General features: G+C 68.6%; 15 protein-coding genes. All 15 read right to left on the bottom strand.

Annotated elements, in window-relative coordinates; all coding sequences use genetic code 11:
• Window positions 1-6: 6 nt before the first annotated feature.
• The 15 genes from JOD97_RS03755 to JOD97_RS03685 are packed head-to-tail and all read right to left on the bottom strand — an operon-like array spanning window position 7 to window position 21,027.
• Window positions 7-1,392 (bottom strand): ATP-binding protein, encoded by a 1,386-nt coding sequence (locus JOD97_RS03755; protein WP_209713413.1) that lies wholly within the window; start codon window positions 1,390-1,392, stop codon window positions 7-9.
• Complete coding sequence (locus tag JOD97_RS03750; protein ID WP_209713411.1) at window positions 1,376-6,391, bottom strand: contractile injection system tape measure protein; 5,016 nt, start codon at window positions 6,389-6,391, stop codon at window positions 1,376-1,378. The genes JOD97_RS03755 and JOD97_RS03750 overlap by 17 nt, the downstream gene beginning before the upstream one ends.
• A gap of 3 nt (window positions 6,392-6,394) precedes the next feature.
• Window positions 6,395-8,767 (bottom strand): hypothetical protein, encoded by a 2,373-nt coding sequence (locus tag JOD97_RS03745; RefSeq protein WP_209713409.1) that lies wholly within the window; start codon window positions 8,765-8,767, stop codon window positions 6,395-6,397.
• Window positions 8,764-9,039, bottom strand: coding sequence for a hypothetical protein (locus tag JOD97_RS03740; protein WP_209713407.1), 276 nt, complete (start codon window positions 9,037-9,039; stop codon window positions 8,764-8,766). The genes JOD97_RS03745 and JOD97_RS03740 overlap by 4 nt, the downstream gene beginning before the upstream one ends.
• Entirely contained in the window at window positions 9,036-9,875 is an 840-nt protein-coding gene (locus tag JOD97_RS03735) for a hypothetical protein (RefSeq protein WP_209713405.1), read from the bottom strand. Before JOD97_RS03735 ends, JOD97_RS03740 begins: the two co-directional genes overlap by 4 nt.
• Window positions 9,856-13,632 carry a baseplate J/gp47 family protein gene (locus JOD97_RS03730; protein ID WP_209713403.1) on the bottom strand — a complete coding sequence of 1,259 codons (3,777 nt, stop codon included), beginning with the start codon at window positions 13,630-13,632 and terminating at the stop codon, window positions 9,856-9,858. Before JOD97_RS03730 ends, JOD97_RS03735 begins: the two co-directional genes overlap by 20 nt.
• Window positions 13,619-14,041, bottom strand: a complete 423-nt coding sequence (locus JOD97_RS03725; protein ID WP_209713401.1) for a GPW/gp25 family protein — start codon at window positions 14,039-14,041, stop codon at window positions 13,619-13,621. The genes JOD97_RS03730 and JOD97_RS03725 overlap by 14 nt, the downstream gene beginning before the upstream one ends.
• A gap of 4 nt (window positions 14,042-14,045) precedes the next feature.
• Window positions 14,046-14,345: a PAAR domain-containing protein gene (locus tag JOD97_RS03720; protein WP_209713399.1), complete on the bottom strand. Its 300-nt coding sequence runs from the start codon at window positions 14,343-14,345 to the stop codon at window positions 14,046-14,048.
• A gap of 46 nt (window positions 14,346-14,391) precedes the next feature.
• Window positions 14,392-16,188 carry a type VI secretion system tip protein VgrG gene (gene vgrG, locus JOD97_RS03715; RefSeq protein ID WP_209713397.1) on the bottom strand — a complete coding sequence of 599 codons (1,797 nt, stop codon included), beginning with the start codon at window positions 16,186-16,188 and terminating at the stop codon, window positions 14,392-14,394.
• An 8-nt stretch (window positions 16,189-16,196) separates the two neighbouring features.
• The gene (locus tag JOD97_RS03710) at window positions 16,197-16,880 is read right to left on the bottom strand and encodes a peptidoglycan-binding protein (protein WP_209713395.1); all 684 of its coding nucleotides are present in this window, start codon (window positions 16,878-16,880) and stop codon (window positions 16,197-16,199) included.
• Window positions 16,881-17,069: a DUF5908 family protein gene (locus JOD97_RS03705; protein WP_209713393.1), complete on the bottom strand. Its 189-nt coding sequence runs from the start codon at window positions 17,067-17,069 to the stop codon at window positions 16,881-16,883. It lies immediately after the preceding gene.
• 21 nt (window positions 17,070-17,090) lie between these two features.
• A complete protein-coding gene (locus JOD97_RS03700; RefSeq protein WP_229264171.1) occupies window positions 17,091-17,567 on the bottom strand; it encodes a phage tail protein in 477 nt (158 codons plus the stop codon).
• 12 nt (window positions 17,568-17,579) lie between these two features.
• Window positions 17,580-18,041 carry a phage tail protein gene (locus tag JOD97_RS03695; RefSeq protein ID WP_229210421.1) on the bottom strand — a complete coding sequence of 154 codons (462 nt, stop codon included), beginning with the start codon at window positions 18,039-18,041 and terminating at the stop codon, window positions 17,580-17,582.
• A gap of 51 nt (window positions 18,042-18,092) precedes the next feature.
• The gene (locus tag JOD97_RS03690; RefSeq protein ID WP_209713391.1) at window positions 18,093-20,078 is read right to left on the bottom strand and encodes a phage tail sheath C-terminal domain-containing protein; all 1,986 of its coding nucleotides are present in this window, start codon (window positions 20,076-20,078) and stop codon (window positions 18,093-18,095) included.
• Between the two features lie 40 nt (window positions 20,079-20,118).
• Window positions 20,119-21,027 carry a hypothetical protein gene (locus tag JOD97_RS03685; protein ID WP_209713389.1) on the bottom strand — a complete coding sequence of 303 codons (909 nt, stop codon included), beginning with the start codon at window positions 21,025-21,027 and terminating at the stop codon, window positions 20,119-20,121.

The raw sequence follows: 21,027 nt of genomic DNA, 5'->3' as shown, positions 1-21,027 counted from the left end.
GGGTGCCTAAAGCGTGCGTCCTTCTTTGATGAATTCTTTCTTGATGGCGCGCAGCAGGTCATCGTTGGTGATGAGGATGTCCTGCCCCGGCTTGGCGCGGCGCCCGGCGCGGATGGCGGCCGACACGGCCACGTTGAGCAGCGCGCCGCCGGCCAGCACGTGCGCGTCGGCCAGCGCGGCCAGGCGCACGTCGGGCGCCAGCATGGTGCGGTCGGCGAACAGCTTTTGCCACAGCAGCTCGCGTTGCGGCCCGTCCGGCAGCGGGAAGTGGATGGCCGATTGGAAACGCCGTGCGAACGCCTCGTCCATGTTGGAGCGCAGGTTGGTGGCCAGGATGACCACGCCGGGAAAATCCTCGACCCGCTGCAACAGGTAGGCGATTTCCTGGTTGGCGTGGCGGTCGTTGGAGGTGCTGCCCTCGGTGCGCTTGCCGAACAACGCGTCGGCCTCGTCGAAGAACAGGATCCAGTTTTTGTTTTGCGCCTGGTCGAAGACGTTGGCGAGGTTTTTTTCCGTCTCGCCGATGTACTTGGACACCAGCATCGACAGGTCGATGCGGTAGACGTCGACGCCGGCGTCCTTGCCCAGCAAGGTCGCGGCCAGCGTTTTGCCGGTGCCGGGCGGGCCGTAGAACAGCGTGCGGTACCCGGGCTTGACCATCCTGTCGAGCCCGAGCCGGCGCAGCATGCCCGGGCCGCCGCGCATCCAGCTGCGGATTTGGTCGAGCTCGTCCTTGACTTCCTGCGCCACCACCAGGTCGTCCCATTCCATCGCCGTGACCATCAGCTTGGCCGGGAAGCCGGCGCCGAAGTCCGGTTTTTGTTGCAGGCCGCTGGTGAAGCGTTGCAGGTAGGTGGGCTCCGCCGCGAGGGCGGCGCGCGGCATCGGCTCGCCGTGCTCCGGCGGCAGCACGCGCAGCATGTTTTTTTGCGCGAAGAAATGGTCGGGCTCGAACATGCGCATCAGCTCGAAGCGCCGCCGCTGGTCGTCGCCGGCCAGGATGAACAGCGCCGTCTCGCAGGTGGGCAGGAAGCCGTTGTGGGTCTGGCCGCGCAAACCGCCGAACTCGGTGAAGATGGCGTCGATCAGCTTGTTGCGGGTGAGCAGCAGGTCAAGTGTTTGCGGGCGCACACTGGGCAGCAGCGACAGCAACAGGACGACGCGTTCCTCCGGTTTCATGCCGCACTCGCGCACCGTTTGCGCGTAGAGCGACGGGTCGTCGCGCACGTCGGGCGGCGTCGGCGCGGGCTGCTCGACGGCCGCATCCTCACTGGCGAAATAGTTGTCGACGCGCTGGTTCAGCACGCGCGTGAACCAGGCGATCTCGCGCTCGAGGCTGGCGGCGTTGGCGTGCAGCGCGGCCTGGTCGATTTGTTCAGCGCCAGTTGACATGTACGGCCCTTTCCATCCACGGGTGTTTGATGATCGAGAACGACCATGGCAGGCTGTCGAGCAGCATGTCGAAGGTGCCCGGCTCCACATTCAGATACCAGGCGTCGTCTTTCAGGTGCATGCGGCCGGTGCGGCGCAGGAAAGACTGGCGCAGGCCGTCGGGCGTGGTGTTGCCGATCTTTTTCCAGTGCTCGATGATCGCGCGCAGCATCATCTCGACGGTGTCGCGTTCCTGTTCGGTGATGGTGATTTCGCGCGCGATGGCGGTCGCGGCCGGCACGCCGCACAGGATTTTGTTCAGGCCCAGCATCGCCTCGGGCGTGTCGGACGGGCCGCCGACGACGCATTGCAGCAGGTGGACGGCGCGCTCGGCGGCCTCGGCATTCTTGAACTGGCCGGCTTCGGTCAAACCCAGCATGGAGAACAGGCGCGGCATGTAGGGGCCGATGAGGACCTGGCCGGCGTTGTCGACCAGCAGCGCGTCGATTTCGAGGTCGGGAGCGTCTTCGCCAAGGTATGGCGTGGATGTCCGCGCGCCGTTGTGGTTGGCGTGCGTGGGCGAAATGGCGGTGGCGCGCGGCACGGGCGTGGCTGGCCGTGCCATGCCAAGGTGAGCATGCAGCGCCTCGTGCAGCGGTTCGGCCGCGCCCGCGATGTGGCGGCCCAGCCAGGCGGCGAGCGCGTGCGCGTAGTCGGCCGCAGCGAAATTCCTGCCTTGGATGAAGAACCAGTCGAGGTCGAATAGCGCGGTCTCGAATTCGAGGCCTTCCGACGGCGGATGCGGCAGATGACGCGCGGCGAGGGCGCGGACGTCGCTGGCGAGGCGCGTCATTGTCTGGAATTCCGTTCCCGCCAGCAGTTTGACGATGTTGTGGATCGTGGCCGGCGTCAGGTCGCCGATGTCGTCGCTGGCTTCGCGCAGCATGGCGGTCAGCGCGGCGCGCCGGGCGGGGACGTGGCGGGCCAGTACGCGGGCCAGTTCGCCGCCTGGGGCGCGGCGCGGGAAGGCCGGGTGGAGTACGACGATTTCGGTTTTGCCGGATCGTTTGGTGGACGTCGACAGCACGGTTGGTGCCGCTGTCGTCGATATCGATGCGGACGGTGGTTGCAGTGGCGATATGTCCGGTACCGGAACCGTCGCCGGTGCGGGCGATGCGGCCTTGGACGTCGCATGCTCCCTTGTTTGTGCGTTTGCCGCCATGTTGGCCGTGGAGGCCATGCCCGCCGCCGTTGCATGGGCCGCATCCAGCGCAGCGGCGGTGGTCGCATCGGGTGCAGCAGCAGCCGCAACCGTCGCAGAGGTGGAGGCCACGTCCGCCGCCGCTGCATTGGCCACATCCATCGCAGCGGCGGTAGCCGCATCTGCGGCAGCGGCAGCCGCGACCGCAGCAGCCACAATAGCCAAGTCTGCTGGATCCGCAATAGCCAAGTTCGCCGCAGGCGCGATAGCTGCGGCTGCCGGAGCTGCAATAGCCAAGGTCACCGGTGCCGAAATAACCGCGTCTCCCGAGACCTGAATAGCTACGTCCGTCGCAGCCACAATAGCCGCATTTGTCGGAGCCGCAATAGCCAGGTTCACCGGTGCCGAAATAGCCGCGTCTGCCGAGGCTGAAATAGCTACGTCCGTCGCAGCCACGATCGCCGCATTTGTCGGAGCCCCAATAGCCAAGTCCACCGGAGCCGAAATAGCAACGTCCGCCTCGGCAGCAACGGCTGTATCTGCTACAGCCACAATAGCTCCAGCGGCAGCCGCCGCCTCCGTCGTTGGAGTAGCAGCCACGGCCGTCGCGTTAGGAACCGTAGCGGGCGCAGCCGCTGTAGATTCCATCGTTTCAGTCGCACCGCGCGTGGCTGCCGCTGCCACAGTCGCATACGTCGACGTCGCGGCCTCTGTCGCCGGTGCTGAATGTGGCAACGCTGCCGTTTCAGGAGCGGCCATCGGCACGTCGGGAAGCTGGCCATAGAGCATATCCAACTCGTCCAAATCGACGGGGCGGCTCGCGATGACGTCTTCTAGTACGTGTCGCAAGTAGGCGGCGGGGGCTTGGCTGGCGTCGGCATGTTGGGCGATGGCTTCCATCATGCGTTGGCCGCCGGCGCCGGCTCCCACTTGCTGTTCGATGCGGCGTAGCGGGCCGAAGGCGTCTGGCGCTTCCGTCTCTTGATTGACTACGGCGTCGGGACGTTCGACTTGTTCCTCAATGTCATCGAGATCGAGCATGCGTTGATCCCGCAGCGTGACGAGGACTGCTTGCAGGAATGCTCCCGGGTTAGAGCTCTCGGACGCGCGCGACTGCACCGCGCGTGCCAGCAGGCTGGGTTGGCCGGCATCGGGCGCCACGGGACTTTGCGCGGCAATTATTGCGTTGACTTCCAGCCAGAGCGCTTCCACCGGGGTAGCTTTTGGATTCTCGGTAGTGCGCGCATCGGCGGGGGATGGCTCGCCAGGGGGATGGCGGCGGTCCGCTGGTGCCGATGGAGTTGTTGCCGACGCGGCAAGCGGTTCGTGGGGCGAGGCGGGCACGATCCCGGAAGGCTGGCCTGGGGGATTGGACAGTGCTTGCGGCTCGCGCTGCGTAACGCCCAGGCGTGTCAGCAGTGCCGGCGAAAAATGGGCGATGCGTTGCCAGATGTCGTGGCTGTCGTCGATTTTCCGCAACGCATCGAAGACCGTTTCGTTGGATGCCGACGCCAACGCCTTGGCCACGCGCGCTTCGTCGGCATCCAGCAGTGCCTGCCAAAGGATGCCGGATGGTTCAGTATGCCCGGCCGGTATCGACTGAGAGATGGTGCCGGTTTGTTCTGCGGAACTGGAATGGCCAGATGACCTGTCGAGTGGAGCGCGCGGGGCCGGTTGATCGTCTTTGATTGGCGCCGTCGTCGCGCGGACTGCGACCGGCGTGGTCAGCCGCTGAGGCACACTCGCCACGCCTGGTAAGCCTGGCGCGGTGACACCGGTAAGTGTCGTCGTCCGCAACGCCGCGCGGAAAGCGTCTGCTTCAAAGGGCATGCTTGCCATCCACGTCAGGCAGCGCTGCCAGAGCAACGGATCGTTTAGATCCACCTTCACGGTGCCGGCGGCGGCAGCGATCGCGCCGCCTTCTGTCGATTGCAGCGCGAGCAAGATGTTTGTTGCCTGCGGTGCGGCTGCCCAGGTTAATTGAAGCAACAAAGTAGGCGGGAAATGGGCGATGCGCAGCCAGACGTCGGGCCGATTGCCAACTTGCCGCATCGCCGCCAGGACCGTTTGGCTGGACGCCCCGACCAGTGCCGAGCTGACGCGCGCCACGTCGCCGTCCAGCAGCGCCTGTCTGAGGCGGCCGTCTGGCGAGACATTCTCGCTGGCGTCCAACTCGATGATCGTCCGCTCATCGGCGATCGGTTCCTCAAACCTGGACAGTTCATACGACGGCTCGTACCGATGTTGTCGTTTGTGCAGAAGGTGCCCGCGCGGCCGGACTGCCGCACGCATCAGGCCACGCTTGGTTGGCGACCTGCGCACCGGGCAGATGCCGATTTTCCGCAATACGTTGAACAATGTGCGGTTTGATGGGGGGGATAACGTCCGTCTGAAGCGGATCGCGTCCTGTGCCAGCTGAGCATGCCGCAGGGCGCTTGCTTGTCCAGCGCTGGAGACTGAGATCGATGGAATCGCTTCGGACGGCACCGTCTGGCCAGGCTGTTCGGACGACACGTCCAGCTTCGGGTAGGCCGTCGCTTCGATCCCGCGCGGATCAGGCGTCATGTCGGCTGGCGTGACATCGGTCGTCCGCTCCTCCGCGCTCGATGTTGCCGCGATTGCTGCCTCGATTGCTTCCAGATCGATGGCTTGGTCGTGACGCAGCGCTTCGGAAACCCGCCGCAGGAACGCCGGCCGATTGGCGCTGTCGGCGGCGCGGGCGCGGATGGCGTCCAGCATCAGCGTGGCGCCGCCGCCGGGCAAGGCGCCGATGTGCCGCTCGATATCGGACCACAGCGTTTCGGCGGCTGGAATGCCTGTCGAGGAAGAGTAATCGTTGGCGTCCCTGTCCGCCAACTGTGCATCAACCCGGGAGGGAATGGAATGTCGCATTTGCGCTCCTTGGTATGGCTCATTGGCGTGGGGCCGCGCCGTCAGCGGCGGTCCGGCCATCGCCTCATGGTCGTCGATGACGCGACGTCCGTCGGTTGGCGCCGGCTTTGTTACCATCGCCAGCGTTCGCAACAGCGCGGCCGCGTGCGGGGGGATGGCGGTATTGCCGTTGGCGACCACCGTGGCGGCTTGCCGCAACGTGGCCGATGCCGCGCTCAAAGCCGAGCCGCTGGCGCCACCCAGAATCTGGTTCAGTAAAACTTCCCAAAACTGCCGGAGATCCTGGCGCCGCGAGGCGTCGGTGGGCGGCAGGGCGGCGTCGATCGCGTCGACCAGCGACAGCCAATCGGCCGCCCGCGCCGGGGTTTCCACACGTTGCACCACCTGGCGCAGCGTTCCGGATTCAAACTGCTGCGCCAGGCGCCGCACCGCGCCGGGCGAGGTGGCGCAACGCCGCAGCAAGGTTTTCAGATCGTCGCCCGCCGGCGCCGCCAGCCATGGCGCGAGCAGCCGCTCGTGCGGCGCCCGGGACGCGTCGCCAGCGGCGCCGGCCGGCGACGGCGGCATATGGCCGGTCAGCAGAAAATGCTCCAGCGGCTCGCGCTTGTCGGCCGTCGCGCGGCTCGAAGTGGCAGCCGCCGCTTCGCTGTCGTGCCGCGCCAGCGCCTCGCTCAGCAATCTGGCCAGCAACGGCGGAATCTCCGCCGCGTAGTCGTAGGCGGCGCACTCGCCCAGGTCGATATCCAGCCGCGCGATGTGCCGGTGCCGGCCGTCGTCCTCCCGCTCCAGCGTCTCGGCCAGCGTCGACAGGATGTGTTCGCGGGCCAGGGCCAGCAAATCATCCTCCGCCATCGGCTGCGGACGCGGGTCGTCGCTCTCGAAGCTTAAATCGAGGTGCAGGTCGGCGATGCGCTGGGCCGGTTTCATACGTCACACCCAGCGCGAGCGCGGGCCTGCGTCGGCCGGCAACGATTGCAGGAAGTGGCGCAGGCCGGCCGACGCCTGGTCCAGCGCCGCCAGCATCCCGCCGGCCGGCTCGACGGCCTGCTGCGACGCGTTGACCACCGCGCGCAGCTTGTCGAGCCAGTCCGGGTAAAGCGATTCGAAGTGCTCCATGTCGTCGTGGCCGAGCCAATAAAAGTTGGGCATCACGTGCGCCGGCAGGTTCAGGGTCACCGTTTCCTGCGCCAGCTTGCGGAATTCGGCGGAGGCGAAGCGCACCGTCCAGCCGGGGAAGACCACGCTGACCTGAAAGCTGTAGAAGTCGTCCTTCGCCTCGGCGTCGTCGGCGGCCTGGCGCGGGCGCAGCAGCGTGTGCTCGATCAGATGAAAGCCTTCGCTTTTCATGTTCAGCAGGCGCAAGCGCCGTTTTTGCGCCGGCGTCAGCGCGGTGACGTCGGCCGGCGCGCTGTCGCCGTCGTGCGGGAAGGGCTGGTGCAACACGCCGCGCGGCACGCGCAGCTCCGGCGTGGCGGCGCGCGATTCCAGGCGCTCCAGCAGTTGGTCGAAGGTGGCGCCGGCCTCGTCGCCGTCGACGATGCGCAGGCCGTGGCGGCGCAACACGTCGCACAGCGGCCGGCAGCAGCGCAGGCTGTGCAGGCCCAGCAGGATGGCGATCTTGCGGTGCGCGCCGCTGACGTTGTCCGTGTTCCAGGCCGGCAGGTCGTAGCGGAAGCCGGCGGCGCGGTGTTTGCCGATGGCGGCGATGCGCACCAGAAAGGCGCGCTTGTTCTCCAGCAGCCAGGCGCGCATGTCCTGCCGCGCGGTGAAGTAGAAATTGAACTTGCGCAGCGATTGCTGCGTGTAGCGCTCGCCGTACATGGCCAGCATGACGTCGAGCACGCGGTCGCGCCGGTCCTCGTGTGGATCGAAGCACTGGCGGATCTCGTCGAGCTGGCGCGCGATCTCGTGCGGCGCCATCGTGTAGAGCGCTTCGATGTCGGGCAACATGTCGTCGGTGATGGGCCGCGTGTAGTACGAGCGGCGGGCGTTGCGCTGGATCGAGAACAGCTGGCCGATGTTGGCCAGGCCGTGCACGTAGTTGGCCATGGCCTGCTCGAAGATGTACAGGTAGGCCTTGAGTTGGCGGGCGGCGGCGCGCGTTTCCGGCGCGGCGCTGGCCGGCACCCCGTAGGCGTTGATGCCGTAGATGGCCGGGAACTGGTGTTGGATCGAATAGTAATGGTCCAGCGCTTTGCCCGCGCCGCGCGGCTCGACCACCAGGTGTTCGAGCGAGGCCTGGCGCTCGCGCACGGTGCGGCGCTCGAAGCGCAATTTGTTCAGGTGGGGCCGGGCGGCGTCGCGCAGCGCGGCGTTGGAGCGGGCCGGCGCGCCGTCCTGCCGTCCTTCGTCGTCGGCCCCCAGTTCGGCCTCGGACTTGCTCATGAAGTGTAGGTTCAGGCGGCCCCGGTCCTGCTGGTCGAGCGGGATGCGCGGCACTTCGCCGTCCGGCAAATCGGCCGGGTCGCTGTCGAGCGGGTGGCCGTGCTCGTCGAGCACCTCCAGCCGGTGCACCTTGCGCACGCCCTCGATGCCGCGGATGACGCCGATCAGGCGCAGCGTCGATATCGCCGCGTGGGCGTGGCGGCGGCCCTCGGCACGGATCAGGCCGTGCTCGGTGAACGGGCCGCAGAACAATTTGTCGAGCGCCGGGGCGTCGCCGGCCGCCTGCGCGTAATCGTGCAGGCGCAGCCCGGAGCCGACCTGCTGCGCGCACTGGAAGACGATGTCGGCGTAGACCTCGGCGGCGTCGCGCATGCTGCGCACCTCGATGTCGCCGCTGAGGTAGAAGTCGCGGGTGCGCAGCACCACCACGCTGGCGATGTCCTGGCACAGCGCGCGGTCGGCGGCGAAGATCTTGCGCACGGCGGCGGTGGCCACGTTGGCGCCCGGGTCGTCGCACGCCTTGAGCTTGACGTCGACCAGGCCGGCGCCGCGGTCGTCGAACCAGACGTCGTCGATCTCGGGCACGCGGTCGTACAGCAGGCGGCGCCAGTCGTCGTCGGTGACCGGCTCGCTGGGAAAGACGTCCTGCGGCCGGTGCAGCGCGTGGCGCCGCAGGTCGATGGCGCCGTCGGCGGCGGCCAGGTAGTCCTCGTGCGGCAGCGCCGAGCGGTAGGCCAGGTCGGTCAGCGCGTAGCACAGCTGGTCGAGTATCGTCACGCCCGGATCGTGGGCGTTGTAGTCGGTCCAGTGGTTGCCGCTGAGCTCCTGGACGAAGGCCAGGCCGGCCTTCTGCAGCGCGGCGAAGTCCAGCCCGTCGGGGTCCGGCGCCAGGCGGCCGATGGTCAGCGGGACGCTCACGCCGGCTCTCCCCGCGACTGCGTCAGCTGCGCCCGCAGCGCCTCCAGCAGCCGGTGCACCCGCTCATACGGCAGTTGCGCCAGCGCGCGCAGCATCAGCTCGAGGTCGTCCCTGCCGACGTGGTAGGGCCGGCCGCCGGGGCCGCCGGCGCCGTCCACCGCCTGCCGGTTGAGGTCTCCGATCAGCTCGAACACGGTCTTGAACGGCAGCTCGGCCAGCGCCTCGATCACCAGCCGGCCCTCGTCGTCGCGCAAGGTCACGGTGGCCATCATTTGCCGCCCCCGGCGCCGTCGGGCGCGCAGCCATCCATCGCCGGATCGAACCACAGCTGGGTCAGATAGACCTGGATGCGGGTGCGCTGGCGGTCGGGCGTGCCGGCTTCCTCCAGCGGACAGCCGGTGCGGATCTGCAACTGGTAGGTGTGGCCGGCCGGTCCTTTTTCCTTGGTCCAGCGCAGCAGCATGCGGGTGCACTTGCTGCCGAAATGGGCCTGGTGGTAGGTGATGTCGTATTTGCCGCCATGGAAGGTGTTGACCGCGAACGCGTGCATCAGCGCGTAGCGGCCCGAGCCTTTTTTGCCGGTGCCGGCCATCACCTCGAACGCGTGGCAGCCGGTCAGCGGACCGGTGAGGTCGTGCCACTCGCCGTCGGCCAGCACGCCGGCCACCGCGCGCCCGATGCGGCCGTCGGCCACCGTGCGCCCGTGCAGTTCCAGCTGGAACTGGCTCGACGGCGGCGCCGCGTCGCCGGTGGTCGGGGCGAACGCCACCTCGGGCGCCGGCCGCAGTTCCATCGCCTTGCTGTAGGCGTTGTCGCCCTTGTCCACGGCGGTGTCGTCGTCGACGCCGCCGGTGCCGAACACCAGGCCGTTGCCGCCCGGGTTCATGCTGACCGACCAGATCGCGCTCTTGTGGGTGATGTCGCGGTAAAAACTGATCAGGCGCCCCTGTTTGATCTGCCCGACCTTCAGGCCGTCGGCCTCGGTCTTGTCGAACTGCTGGTCGACGATGTTGAGCATCGACTCGATCAGGTCGCTAAACGCGTTTTGCGCCGGCATCTGGCCTTGTTTGAACGAGCGCTTGAGCGACTCACGACTTTGCTGTGCCATCGTTGGCCTCCGGTGAAATGATGAATGTCGAACCGATGTCGAGCGTGTGCAGATTGGCCGTTTGCGCGTGCCCCTTCTTGTCGCTGACCTCGATCAAGTGTTTGTCGATCGCCACCGCCACGCTCCACGGATACTTCCACGACACTTGCTTGACGCCGTGCAGCGCCGTGTCGGTCAGCGTGTAGCCGCCGTCGGCGGCCGGCGCCACCCGCAGCAGCGAGCAGGCGCTGACGTCGGCGATATAGTCGAGGCCGATGATGAAGGATTCGACATCGTGCTCGCGCAGGCTCCAGCCGAAGTGGACCCGGCCGTTGCCGCGGTCCCACGGCGACAGGAAGCGCGCCAGGTCGTCGTTGAGGCGGGCGATGTAGCGGCCGCCGGCCAGGCCGGGCTTGAGCTGCACCGTGCAGCGCACCTGGATCTGTTCGTAGACCGGGTGGCGCACGTCGATGGTGGCCGCCGGCGGCGCCAGCGTCCGGGCGTAGGCCTTGACGCGCGCCACCAGCAGCCCGTTGAGCTGGGGCATGGCGTGCAGCGGGGCGCCCGGCAGCAGCGGCGGCAGCACGACGATCAGCACCCGTCCCGGACGCACCCAGCGCCGCGGGTCGTCGCCGTCCATGCACAGGTTGGGGAAGCACTTGACCTTGTGGATCTCCGGGAAGCGCTCGAGGATCAGCGCCTCGTAGTCGGCCGGCGTGACGGCGCGGCCCTTGTGGCGCAGCCGTTCGGCGATGCGGGTGTGGCGCTGGGCGCGGTCCTCGACCAGGCGCCCGCCACGGCTGGCGATGATCTGGCTGACCTTGCCCAGGCCGGGAATCGGCGCGCGGCTGGCGGTGATGCTGCCGGCCGGCAGGGTCAGCAGCGCCGTGGCCTGCATGTCGGCCACCGCGCGGCGCACGCACAAGCCCTGGGTGTGGACGTTGTACAGGCTGCAAAAGCCGCCCAGCTTGCCGGCCGCGCCGATGCGCAGCCAGTACAGGCCGCCCGGCATGACGGTGTGCGCGAGGCTGATGTCGGACGGCACCCGCAGCGTCACCACGCCGGACGTCATGAAGCCGCCGGTGCTGTCCGATAGCAGGTTGTGCTGTGGCAATGGCTGCCACTGATTGCCGGACAGATAGCTCCAGGCGGCCGCCGCCGGGGCATCCGGCAGCGAATCGTTTTGCAGGTGGAAGAACAGGGTCAGCGGGGCGTCGAAGTCGCTGGCCGACAGGCCGATGTGCAGATAGCCGAGCTCGGAATAGCTGGGAATCAGCGTCGGCCCCCGGGCGTTGGCGACGTCGACCGCCTCCCAGCCGTGCGGGTGCAGGTGCAGCAGCGCGTCGTCGAGCGTGCCGGCCGGGGCGTCGCCGCGGCGGTGCAGGGCGATGCCGGCGCGCGCCGTGTAGGTGGCGGTGATGCCCGACACCAGCGGCGTGTAGGGCGCCTCCGGCACGCCGGCCAGGAAGCGGCCGTCCTTGTTGCGCAGGCTGCGTTTCATGGCGTGCGCCAGCGCCTGCGGATATTCGCGGTGGCCGAAGGCGAAGCGCGGCGCGGCCAGCGTGAACTTGAAATAGCCGTCGCGCGCGGCGGTGCTGTACGGCGCGCCGCCGGCCTGGCCGGGGGCCAGCGGGTGCAGGCGGCCGAGCACGCTGTCGCAGTCGAGCCGGCTGCGCTTGAGCACGCGCCGGCTGGCGCTGCGGCGGTAGTCGTCGGCGAACAGGCGCACCTGCGGCGCGCGGCTGTCGTCCGGGCCCCACACGCCGTCGGTCAGCGCCTCGACCCGGGCCAGGTACTCGTCGGTCGACGGCGGCGCCGAATAGTCATGGTAATACTCGGCGAAGCCGCCGGCCAGCTCGGGCAGCTCGCCCCACTCGAGGTCGAGGTGGAAGTGGGTCAGGTCCTTGCCGGCCGCCTCGCCGCTGCCGACGATCAGGTAGGAACCGACCACCGGCATCGGCCCGAACGGCTGGAACGGGCTGGCCGGGTCGAGCTGGCCGAGCTGGTTGTTCAGGCTCAACTGGCGATAGCCGGCGACGTCGACCGTGACCGTGGCCGCGCCCACGGTCAGGTCGCGCAGCAGGCCGTAGGGGTAGACGTAGCTGTCCGGGTTGAGCAGCAGGCGCATCACCGGCACGGCGGTGTCGAGGTCCTCGCCGTGCAGCGCGCGGTTGTAGGCCACCACCGGCGGCGCCTCCAGCGGCAGCTCGCACTGCAGCGCCAGCGTGTAGCCGCCGTCGCCGTAGCGCTGGCGCGTGTCCGGCGTCGACGGCTGGTACCAGGACAGCGCGATCCAGCCGGCCGGGCCGGTCAGCTCGATCTTGAACAGCCCGCCGAGGATGCGCATCATGGTCGCCTCCTGTTCGATCTGGTCGACGGTGCCGTTGATGGCCGCGCGCGGCCGTTGCGGCCCGCTGAGCGGTTGGTCCGCGTCCGCGGCGTCGTAGCCGGCGCGGCTTTTCTGGGCGCGCATGACCTTCTCGAGCCGGGCCAGCCGGGTTTTGAGCTTGGCGGACGTGAAATGCAGCTCCAGCGTGATGCGGCGCCGGCCCTCGCGCATCAGCAGCACATTGCTGGCCACGGCAAACCCGAGCCGGGCGTCGCGCGCCGGCGCCTCCGGGGCGCCGTTCTTGGGCGCGCCCAGCAGCGGCAGCGGCCGTTGTGGCGGCGGCACCGGCGGCAGCTGCCGGGGTGGCGGCGCGATGTCGCGCGTCCAGGCGCTGCTGGGCCACGACAGCGCGGCCGGCAGCCGGCCGCCGCGGTCCATGTCGGTCTCCGGCGACACATGCGGATCGCGGTGGAAATACAGCGTGTGCAGCGCCTGGACCCGGGCGTCGCTGACGACCAGGGCGTCGTCGGCGAAATAGGCCAGCTCCTGGCCGTCGCGCTTGGCGATGAAGGCGGCGCCGGCGGGGATCTCGACGCTGGCGCCGAGCGCCGACGGCGCCACCACCAGGTAGGCGTGGTCGGGCACGGCCGCCAGGCGGCCGGCGCGCAGCACGCGGTCGTAGTAGAAATCGATGTGGCGCCCGGTGTAGCGGTTGAGCCGGGTATCGAGGCGCTGGGCCATGCGGATGAAGGCGATCAAGAGGGCCGCGCCCGGTTCGTGGTTGCCGCTGACCAGCGACGCCGGCAGCTGGCGGCGCGCCTCCTGCTGCACCATTTCGATGGCCTTGACATACGAATGGTAGCTCGAGCGCAGCTCCGACGGCCTGAGCGCGGCGTGGGCGCCGGGCGGCGCGCGCCAGGCCGGGCCCAGCGTCACGCCCGGCGCCGGCAGCAGCGCGGCGAAGCCGGCGCGCTCGTCGCACAGGCTGGCGATCACGCCGGCCAGCAGCGCGTGCAGCGCGCGCCCGACGGCGCCGGGGGCGTCGGCCAGCGCCGTGAACCAGCCGTCGAGCAGCTCGGCCAGCGGCCGCATCGGCAAGTCCCGCGCGTCGGCGTACCAGGGGCGCGGCAGGTCGTCGCGGCGGTCGCGGCAGGCATCCCACCAGCGCTCGAAGCGGGCGTGGTAAATCGGCAGGCGCGCCGCCAGCATGCGCGCCAGCACGATGGTTTCGTCGGCCGAGAAATACGCCTGCCAGTCGCCGTCGGGCTGGTTGTCGGCCCGGTGGAAGGTGACCAGGGCGGCGTGGCCGCGCGCCATCGCCAGCAGGTCGGCGAACGGCATCTCTGCCAGGTCGAAGTAGCCGTCCTGCAGCGGTTGCAGTTGGCGGTCGTCCTGGCTGGTGCCGTCGCGCACGATCAGCTGGTCCGCCGCGGCGTCACGGATTGACATTGGTGCCCTCGATGAAATAGAACGGGTAGACCATGTTGCTGCGGGTGTTGGTCATGCGCACCGTGTAGTGCAGGCTGATGTCGAGGCGGCCGTTGGCGATGTCCTGGTCGCTGACCTGGATGTCGGTGAGCGTGATGCGCGGCTCGAAGAACAGGATGGCGCGTTCGATCAAGTCCTTCATCTGCACGATGGCGCCGTGGCTGACGTTGGCGAACACGTGGTTTTTCAGGCCGCAGCCGAACTCGGGGCGCATGACGCGCTCGCCCGGCGCGGTCGACAGCAGGATGTGCAGGCTTTGGCGGATGTCGTCGGCGCCGGCCGTCATCGCCGCCCGGCCGCCGGCGCCGCCCTTGCTGAAGGTCGGCGGGAAGGCCCAGCCGCGCCCGAGGAAGGAGTGCTCCGTGCTCATGGCGCTAGCCTCCGATCATGACGGTGGGGCAGCCCAGCGTGACCGAGCCGCCGTGGGCGCACGGGTCGCCCACGCGCGCGGCCGGCTTGCCGCCGATGGTCACCGTCATCGAGCCCATGACGATCGAGTCCGGTGGCCCCACGCACAGGCACTGGTCGCCGACCACGGCGGCCGGCAGCTTGCCGATCATCACGGTCGGCACGCCGGGGCCGAGCACGGGCCCGCCCACGTGGGGGATGGGCGGCAGGCCGGGGGTGACCATCGGGCACACATGCATGTCGGTCAGGCGGGCGGCGGGGGGCATGGCGGTCCTTGGAATGAAGAGTGGGTCGGAATGGCGGTGGCGGGCGTCAATTGATCGCCACCATCGCGCCCTTGACGGTGACCTGGCCGGCCGCCGACAGCTCGGCGCTGGAGGCGCCCTTGGCCACCAGCGACATCGAGGCGTTGCTGTTGATGTTCAGCGCCGACTGCTTGAGGTCGGCCCCGGCGGTCGATTCGATGTTGGCGCCGGCGTCGTGGGTGATCTTGCCGGCGGCCTTGATAACGACGTCGAACGGACTGTCGAGCAGGATGCCCTTGCCGTCGAGCGCGACCTTGTTGCCGTTCTGGTCGGTCATGACGATGGACTTGGCGTCGTCGCTCATGACGACGGTGTTGCCGGCCGGCGTCAGCAAGGTCATCACCTTCTTGTCGTCGTCGAACTCGACCTTGAGCAAGCCCTTGGTGACGATGGCCTTGATGAAGTTGTCGGCCGTCAGCGGATACGGCGGGGTGCGCTTGCTGCTGTACAGGCTGGCGAGCACGACCGGATTGCCGGGGTCGTTGTTGAAGTAGCCGACGATCACCTCGTCGCCGATCTCGGGGATGAAGAAGGCGCCCACCGCCTCCGAGCCGTAGGCGCTGGCCAGGCGCGCCCACACGCCCTTGGTCTTGTTCTGCGACACCGGCATGACGACCTGCACCCGGTGCTGGGCGGCGGGGTCCTCGTCGAGCTTGCTCACCACGCCGATGTGCAGGCCGCCGACGCCGGGCAGCAGGCCGGAGGCCGCCTCGGCGGCGCCGCCCGGGCCGCCCGGCGCCGCCGTCCAGTCCGGCGCCAGGCCGAACTCGGCCTCGGTGGTCCAGTTGCCGTCGGCGATGGTGTGCTCGACCGCGCTGACGTAGACCTTGCCGTTGAAGCGCTTGCCGACCCCGGCCAGGCTCATCGTCACGCCCGGCACGGCCAGCGCGCTGCCCTGGAAGCGCACGTTGCCGCGCACCCGGGCCAGCGCCGCCTTCATCTGGCGCGCGCCGGCCCAGGCCTTGAGCGCGCTGGTGGCCAGCGGCACCGGCGTTTGCAGCCGCAGCGCGGCGATGCCGCCGACGGCGGCCAGGGTGTCCGCGTCCAGGTCGCCCTGCAGGCCCAGCTTGGGCGGCTTGGCCTGCTGCTCGGCCACCTGCTGGGTGGACGGGTCCCAGCTGACGCCGGTCACCTGGGCGTACTGGGTGCGGGCGTCGATGTCGGCCTCCAGGCTGATCAGGTCGATGCCGTAGGTCAGGCCCAGCACCGGCTCGGCGCCGGTGGCCGGCGCCTGTACCGTGACGCCGTCGTCGCCGGTGATCACCAGCAGGCCGTTGGCCCCGGCGCGCGCCAGCACGAAGTCCCAGTCGCTGCTGTGGAACTGCACCAGGCCGTCGTATTGCGCCTCGGTGGCGTCGACGGTGGCGGCGACGCCGGCCGCCGAGAGGATGGCGCCGATGGCGTCGCTGTCGGTGGCGCTGACGTGGTTGGCGTTGTCGCGCGACAGGGTCAGCGGGAAGGCGGCGTGGCGGCACTCGACCACCAGCCGGCTGTCGTTGACGCCGCTGATCTGGATGCCGTGGCGCACCACCACGCCGGCGAAGATGAGCGCGGCGCTGTCGCCGTAGCCGGCCTCGATCTCGATTTTCGCGCCCGGCACCAGGGCGGCGCCGTCGCTGAGCGGGAACGCCTGTTCCGGCATGTCGCCGTCGTCGAACATCAGGCGCGCCTGCGACAGCTTGTTGACGGCCTTGTTGACCGTCAGCGAGATCAGGCGGTGGTCGTCCGGCAGCGCGGCGCCGTTGCTGCGGATGATGATTTTGACGATGCCGTCGGCATCGGCGAGGGGGCTGGGGGCGGGCATGGCGGGGCTCAGCTCAGTGGCGGGAAGCGCAGCTGCATGCCGGCCCGCAGGTCGCGGAAGTCGACCAGGCCGTTGACGCGGGCGACCGCCAGGTAGTAGGCCGGATCGCGGTACACGCGCTGGCACAGCAGCGGCAGGGTGTCGCCGGCGCGGACGTCGATCAGGTGGGTCAGGTCGGGCGAGCTGAGGTTGGCGCGCCGCAGGCTTTCCTCGACGTTCATCGACGACAGCACCGTCAGCTTGACCTTGGCCCGCAGCGGCTCGCCGCTGGGCTTGAACAGCGTGTAGTCGATGGCGACGTCGGTGACGTAGCCGAAGAACTTGAGGTCGCCCCACATGAAGCAGACCAGGTTGGGCTGGTGCTTGTCGCCGTCGACCTTGTAGAGCAGCTTGAGCAGCTTGTCGATCATGGCGTTGACGCTTTCCATGCCGACCAGGGCCACCACGCCGGTGCCGTCGAACACCAGTTGCGGCAGCGTCAGCGTCTCGGGCTTGACATGCGCGAACTTGGGCGTGGCCGCCGGCTGGCCCTGGGTGGCGCGGGTGCTGTAGCACACGCCCATCGTGCGCTGGTAGCCCGACGGGTTGATCAGCACCTCGATGCCGTTGTCGGTGTCGGCGGTGTGGACCTTGTCGCCGCTGGCCGGGCAGATCGTCAACTTCTGCTTCAATCCTGTGCTCAGGCCGGCCATTTAGCGCTCCTGCCGTTGGTAGAGGGCGTCGCGGATCAGGCGCTTGCATTCGGCCAGGATCTGCTGGCGCAGCTCGGCGGCGCGTTCGTCGTCGGCCGGTGCCAGGCCGTCGGCCGGGGCGGCGCCGTCATCGCAGGCGCGCTGGACCACGCTGGACTTGATGTGCAGGTTTTGGATGTCGATGGGCATGATGGCTAACAATGACAATGTTCAGATCAGGCGGTTGGAGTAGTTGTAGCTCAGGGTGATGTTCTCGATCGCCACCTCGTTCTTGGTCGAGCCGAACTTCTCCACCTCCCATTTGATCGGGTAGGCGTTGGCGAAGCTCCAGGCGCGGATCGGGATGCGGTCGACGTTCATCAGGTAGACGCCGACCGGCTGGGCCACGATCGGCACCATGAAATCCATTTCGAACACCGAGCGGCACCAGATCACCAGCGGCGAGTAGAACGGCGCAATGCCGCGCTTGAGCACCAGGGTGCGCGCCCGCATGCCGGTGGGCAGCGTGTGGACGTAGCGGTTCTCGCCGCCCTCGACCACCTCCTCGGTCTTGAGCTCGGCGTTCATGCCCGACACCTCCTGGAACGAGGCGTCGGTCATGCCCAGGGTGGCGCCGAGCACCACCTTGAAGTAGAAGGCGGACGGCGGGTAGTCGTCCCCGAGGGACAGGGAATCCAGCAGGGACATGTGCCGTCCTCCTTAGCCGTTGGCGATGGTCAGGCCTTCGTGGACGATCTCGATGGTCTCGATCGCCGCCTCGTTGCCCTCGGCCTTGAGGTCGGTGCCGGTGATCTTGGTCGGCCAGGCGTTGGCCAGGGTCCAGACCATGGTCGGGGCGCCGGTCTCGTCGAGCAGGCTGATGGTCACCGGCACGCGCTTGACGGTGTTCATCTTGATCTGGTTGAACCAGTCCCAGAACTTGTTGTCGGACTTGAACACGCCTTTTTTCATCGTCACGTTGCCGACCTTCTTCATGCCCGGCATCTTGATGACCGCGAATTCCGGGCTGTCGCCGTGGCGGTACTTGATCTCCTCGGACTGGACGTCGAGCCCGCTGACCTCCTGAAACGACATGACCTGGGAATCCCATTTCACCTGGAAATAGAACTTGGGCAGCGGCCACACCGCCGTCGATTGTTTTGAGCCGTCATCAGCCATCATTCACCTCGCTATCAATATTCAAAAGGGACCGCGTTGCCGCGGTGGTGGTTGTCAAGATTTCTGCATTTGCTGCTGGAAGGTGATCTCGATGAACTCGGCCGGGCGGCTGATGGCCACCAGGATGGTCACCCGCAGGATGCCTTCGAGGATGTCGTCGGCCGTCATGGTCTCGTCGAGGCCGACGGCGACGCTGAAGGCGTCGTCCGGCGAGGCGCCGGCCAGGCCGCCGCGCTTCCAGATGCCGGTCAGGAAGTTGCGCGCCATGCTCTTGATCGTGACCCAGGTGTTGGCCACGTTGGGCTCGAACACATAGGCCTTGCAGGCTAGGCGCAGCGATTCCTCGAGCATGATCATGGTGCGGCGCACGTTGACGTAGCGCCAGTCCAGGCTGTTGCCGTCGAGCGTGCGCGCGCCCCACACCAAGGTGCCCTCGCCGATGAAGCTGCGGATGGCGTTGATCGACTTGCCGGTGGTGCTGACGTTGAGGTCTTCCTGGTCGTCGTGGGTGATGTTGACGGCCGGCGCGCTGACCGACATCAGGCCGACGTTGGCCGGGGCCTTCCACACGCCACGGGTGTTGTCGATCATCGTGTACAGGCCGGCCATGGCGGCGCTCGGCGGCAGCAGGTTGACCTTGCGCTGCATCGACAACATTACTTCGCCGTACAGCTTGCTCAGGGCGGCGATGGCGTTGTGGTCCTCGGCGATCTTCTGTTTGACGGCGTCGTCGTCGGCCCAGACGGCGCCCAGGCGGTCGAGCAAGTCGCGCACGTTCTTTTTCTTCAGCTCGGCGCTGGCGTTGGCGCCGTCGGGATTGAGCACCGGCGCCAGTTCGTTGGCCAGCAGATCGATCAGCAGTTTGCGCTGGGCCGGGTCGGGATCGAGGTGGCTGAAGTTGAGCTCGTTGAGGCCGACGATGGTGGTGTGGACCCACGGGTAGTAGGCGGCGCCGAAGGCCAGCACGGTGCTGGTGACGGCGTCGCGGAAGTGGTTGACCGGCTGGTCCTGCAGCTCGCGGAAGCCTTCGTGGATGTCGAGCAGCGCGAAACGGCTCTTCATTTTGATGCCGCAGTGCAGCAGCATCTGTTGCTGCAGGCTGTAGCAGTCGGCCGCCGGCAGCAGCACCGCCTCCGGGATCACCAGCATCGTCGGTTCCTGCTCCTTGAGCAAAGTCTCGATGCCGGCGGCCAGCACGTCCTTGTCGGCGGGGGTGGTGTAGTTGCCCACCGACACGATGTAGCAGGCGCCGCCGCCGTTCTGGAAGAACAGCTTCATGCTGTTGTACAGCATGTGCGTGCCCGGGCGCAGTTCGACGTGGTAGTCGGCGCGCGCGCGCTGGCGTTCCTCCTTGATGCGCGCCGCGCTGGTGGCCCGGGCCGCTTCGGCGGCGGCCGTGGCGGCCTTTTTCTCGGCCGCGACCGCCGCCGTCTCGGCGGCGTCGTGGGCCGCCGTCTTGGTCTTTTTGGCGTCCGGGTCCTGCTCGCTGTCCATCGCCGCCTTGGCGGCGTCGGCGGCGGCGCGTTTGCGCTTGGCGTCGGCGGCGGGCAGGGCGATGACGGCCTTGGCGTCGAGCGCCTCGTCGGCGCTCAAGGGCGCACCGGCGGCGGTGGCCGCCGTGGTGGCGGCCGTCAGCGCCTCCGTGTAGGCCGCCTCGGCCGCCTCGGACTGCTCGGCGGTGGCGTCGATCAGCGCCGCGCGGGCGCTCGCCAGGGCGGTCCTGGCTTCGGCGGCGGCCTTGGCCTCGGCCGACGGCTCGGGGGCGTCGGCGGCGGGCAGGGCGACCGCCCGGAAGTCGGTCTGGTCGTTGGGCTGCGCCGCCGAGATGGTGAAGACGGGGCGGGGGGCGCCGCCGAAGCAGGCCTCGTATTCGGCCATCGAGGTGATGCGCCATGGCTTGTGGTCCAGCGAAGCGCCCTTGTAGCTGGCGGTTTCGGTATGGCCGATGAAAGCGGGCACGGCGGTGGCCACTTCGACGACCGAGTTGGGGAAAGCGTTTTTTTCAACGATATAGACCCCGGGGGTTTTGTATTGCGCCATCTTGTGTCCTTTTAAGGTGATCGATGCGTGGGTTGATTCATCAGCGGATATAGATTTCCGAAACAAGCACGGTTTCTCCGCCCGCTGCGTTACTGCCTGCTGCCACTTCCCTCCCGACGGCGGCCACACTTGCGTTCGGCAGTCGCTTGATGAGAATTCGTTGGTCCTGCGCGGCCGGCCCCGCGCGCTCGCGCAGCTGCAGGCGCTGCGCCGGGTGCTGGCGCATTTCGATCGCCTGGTCGCTGATGAAGGTCAGCGCCACCTGCCGCCCCGGCAGCTCGGTGTAGCCGCGCGGCGCGAAACTGAGCTCGCCGTCGAGGTCGACGATGGCGGGGTGCGGCCCGTCCGGATCGGCGGGGGCCGCGCCGCTGCGCGGGACGTCCGTCAGCAGGTAGTATTTCCAGCGGGTGCGGCGGGCGCCGAAGCGCACCAGGAAGCGCGGCGTGGCCCGGCCGGCCAGCGCGGCGGCGATCGCCGGCGCCGCCAGCACCAGATGAAAGGCCGGCGCGAGCGTGCCCAGGCCGGCGTGCGCCAGCGCGGCGGCGCGGTTGGGAATCACGGTCCGGCTCCAGGCCGAGGCGTCCGCCTGGGCGGCGGCGTGCAGGCGCCAGTTGCCGGTCTCCTCGCGCACCGCGCCGGCGCTGTGGAAGAACAGGCGCGCGTCGGGCGCCGGCGCCTCGGGCGCGGTCACCTGCGAAAAACTGGTGCCGGTGCTCCAGGCCAGGAATTCCAGCTCCAGCGCCGGCTCGGCGCCGGCTTGCAGCGCGGCCCGGGTGGGCTCGGTGCAGACCAGCGTCAAGCCCTCGGCGCTGGCCAGGGTGAGGATGTCGAGCCGCGCCAGCATGGCGGCGCTGGCGGGCGACGGTTCGAAGCGGAAGCGGCTGACGGCCTGCTCGCCGAAGAAGGCATGGCGGGCGCAAATGTGCAGCAGCGTGGCGTAGGCGCTCAC

Source organism: Duganella sp. 1411 (genome assembly GCF_017833525.1).
GTDB lineage: Bacteria > Pseudomonadota > Gammaproteobacteria > Burkholderiales > Burkholderiaceae_D > Rugamonas.
Note: the sequence above shows the minus strand (reverse complement) of the source record. Positions and strands in the feature narration are given on the sequence as shown.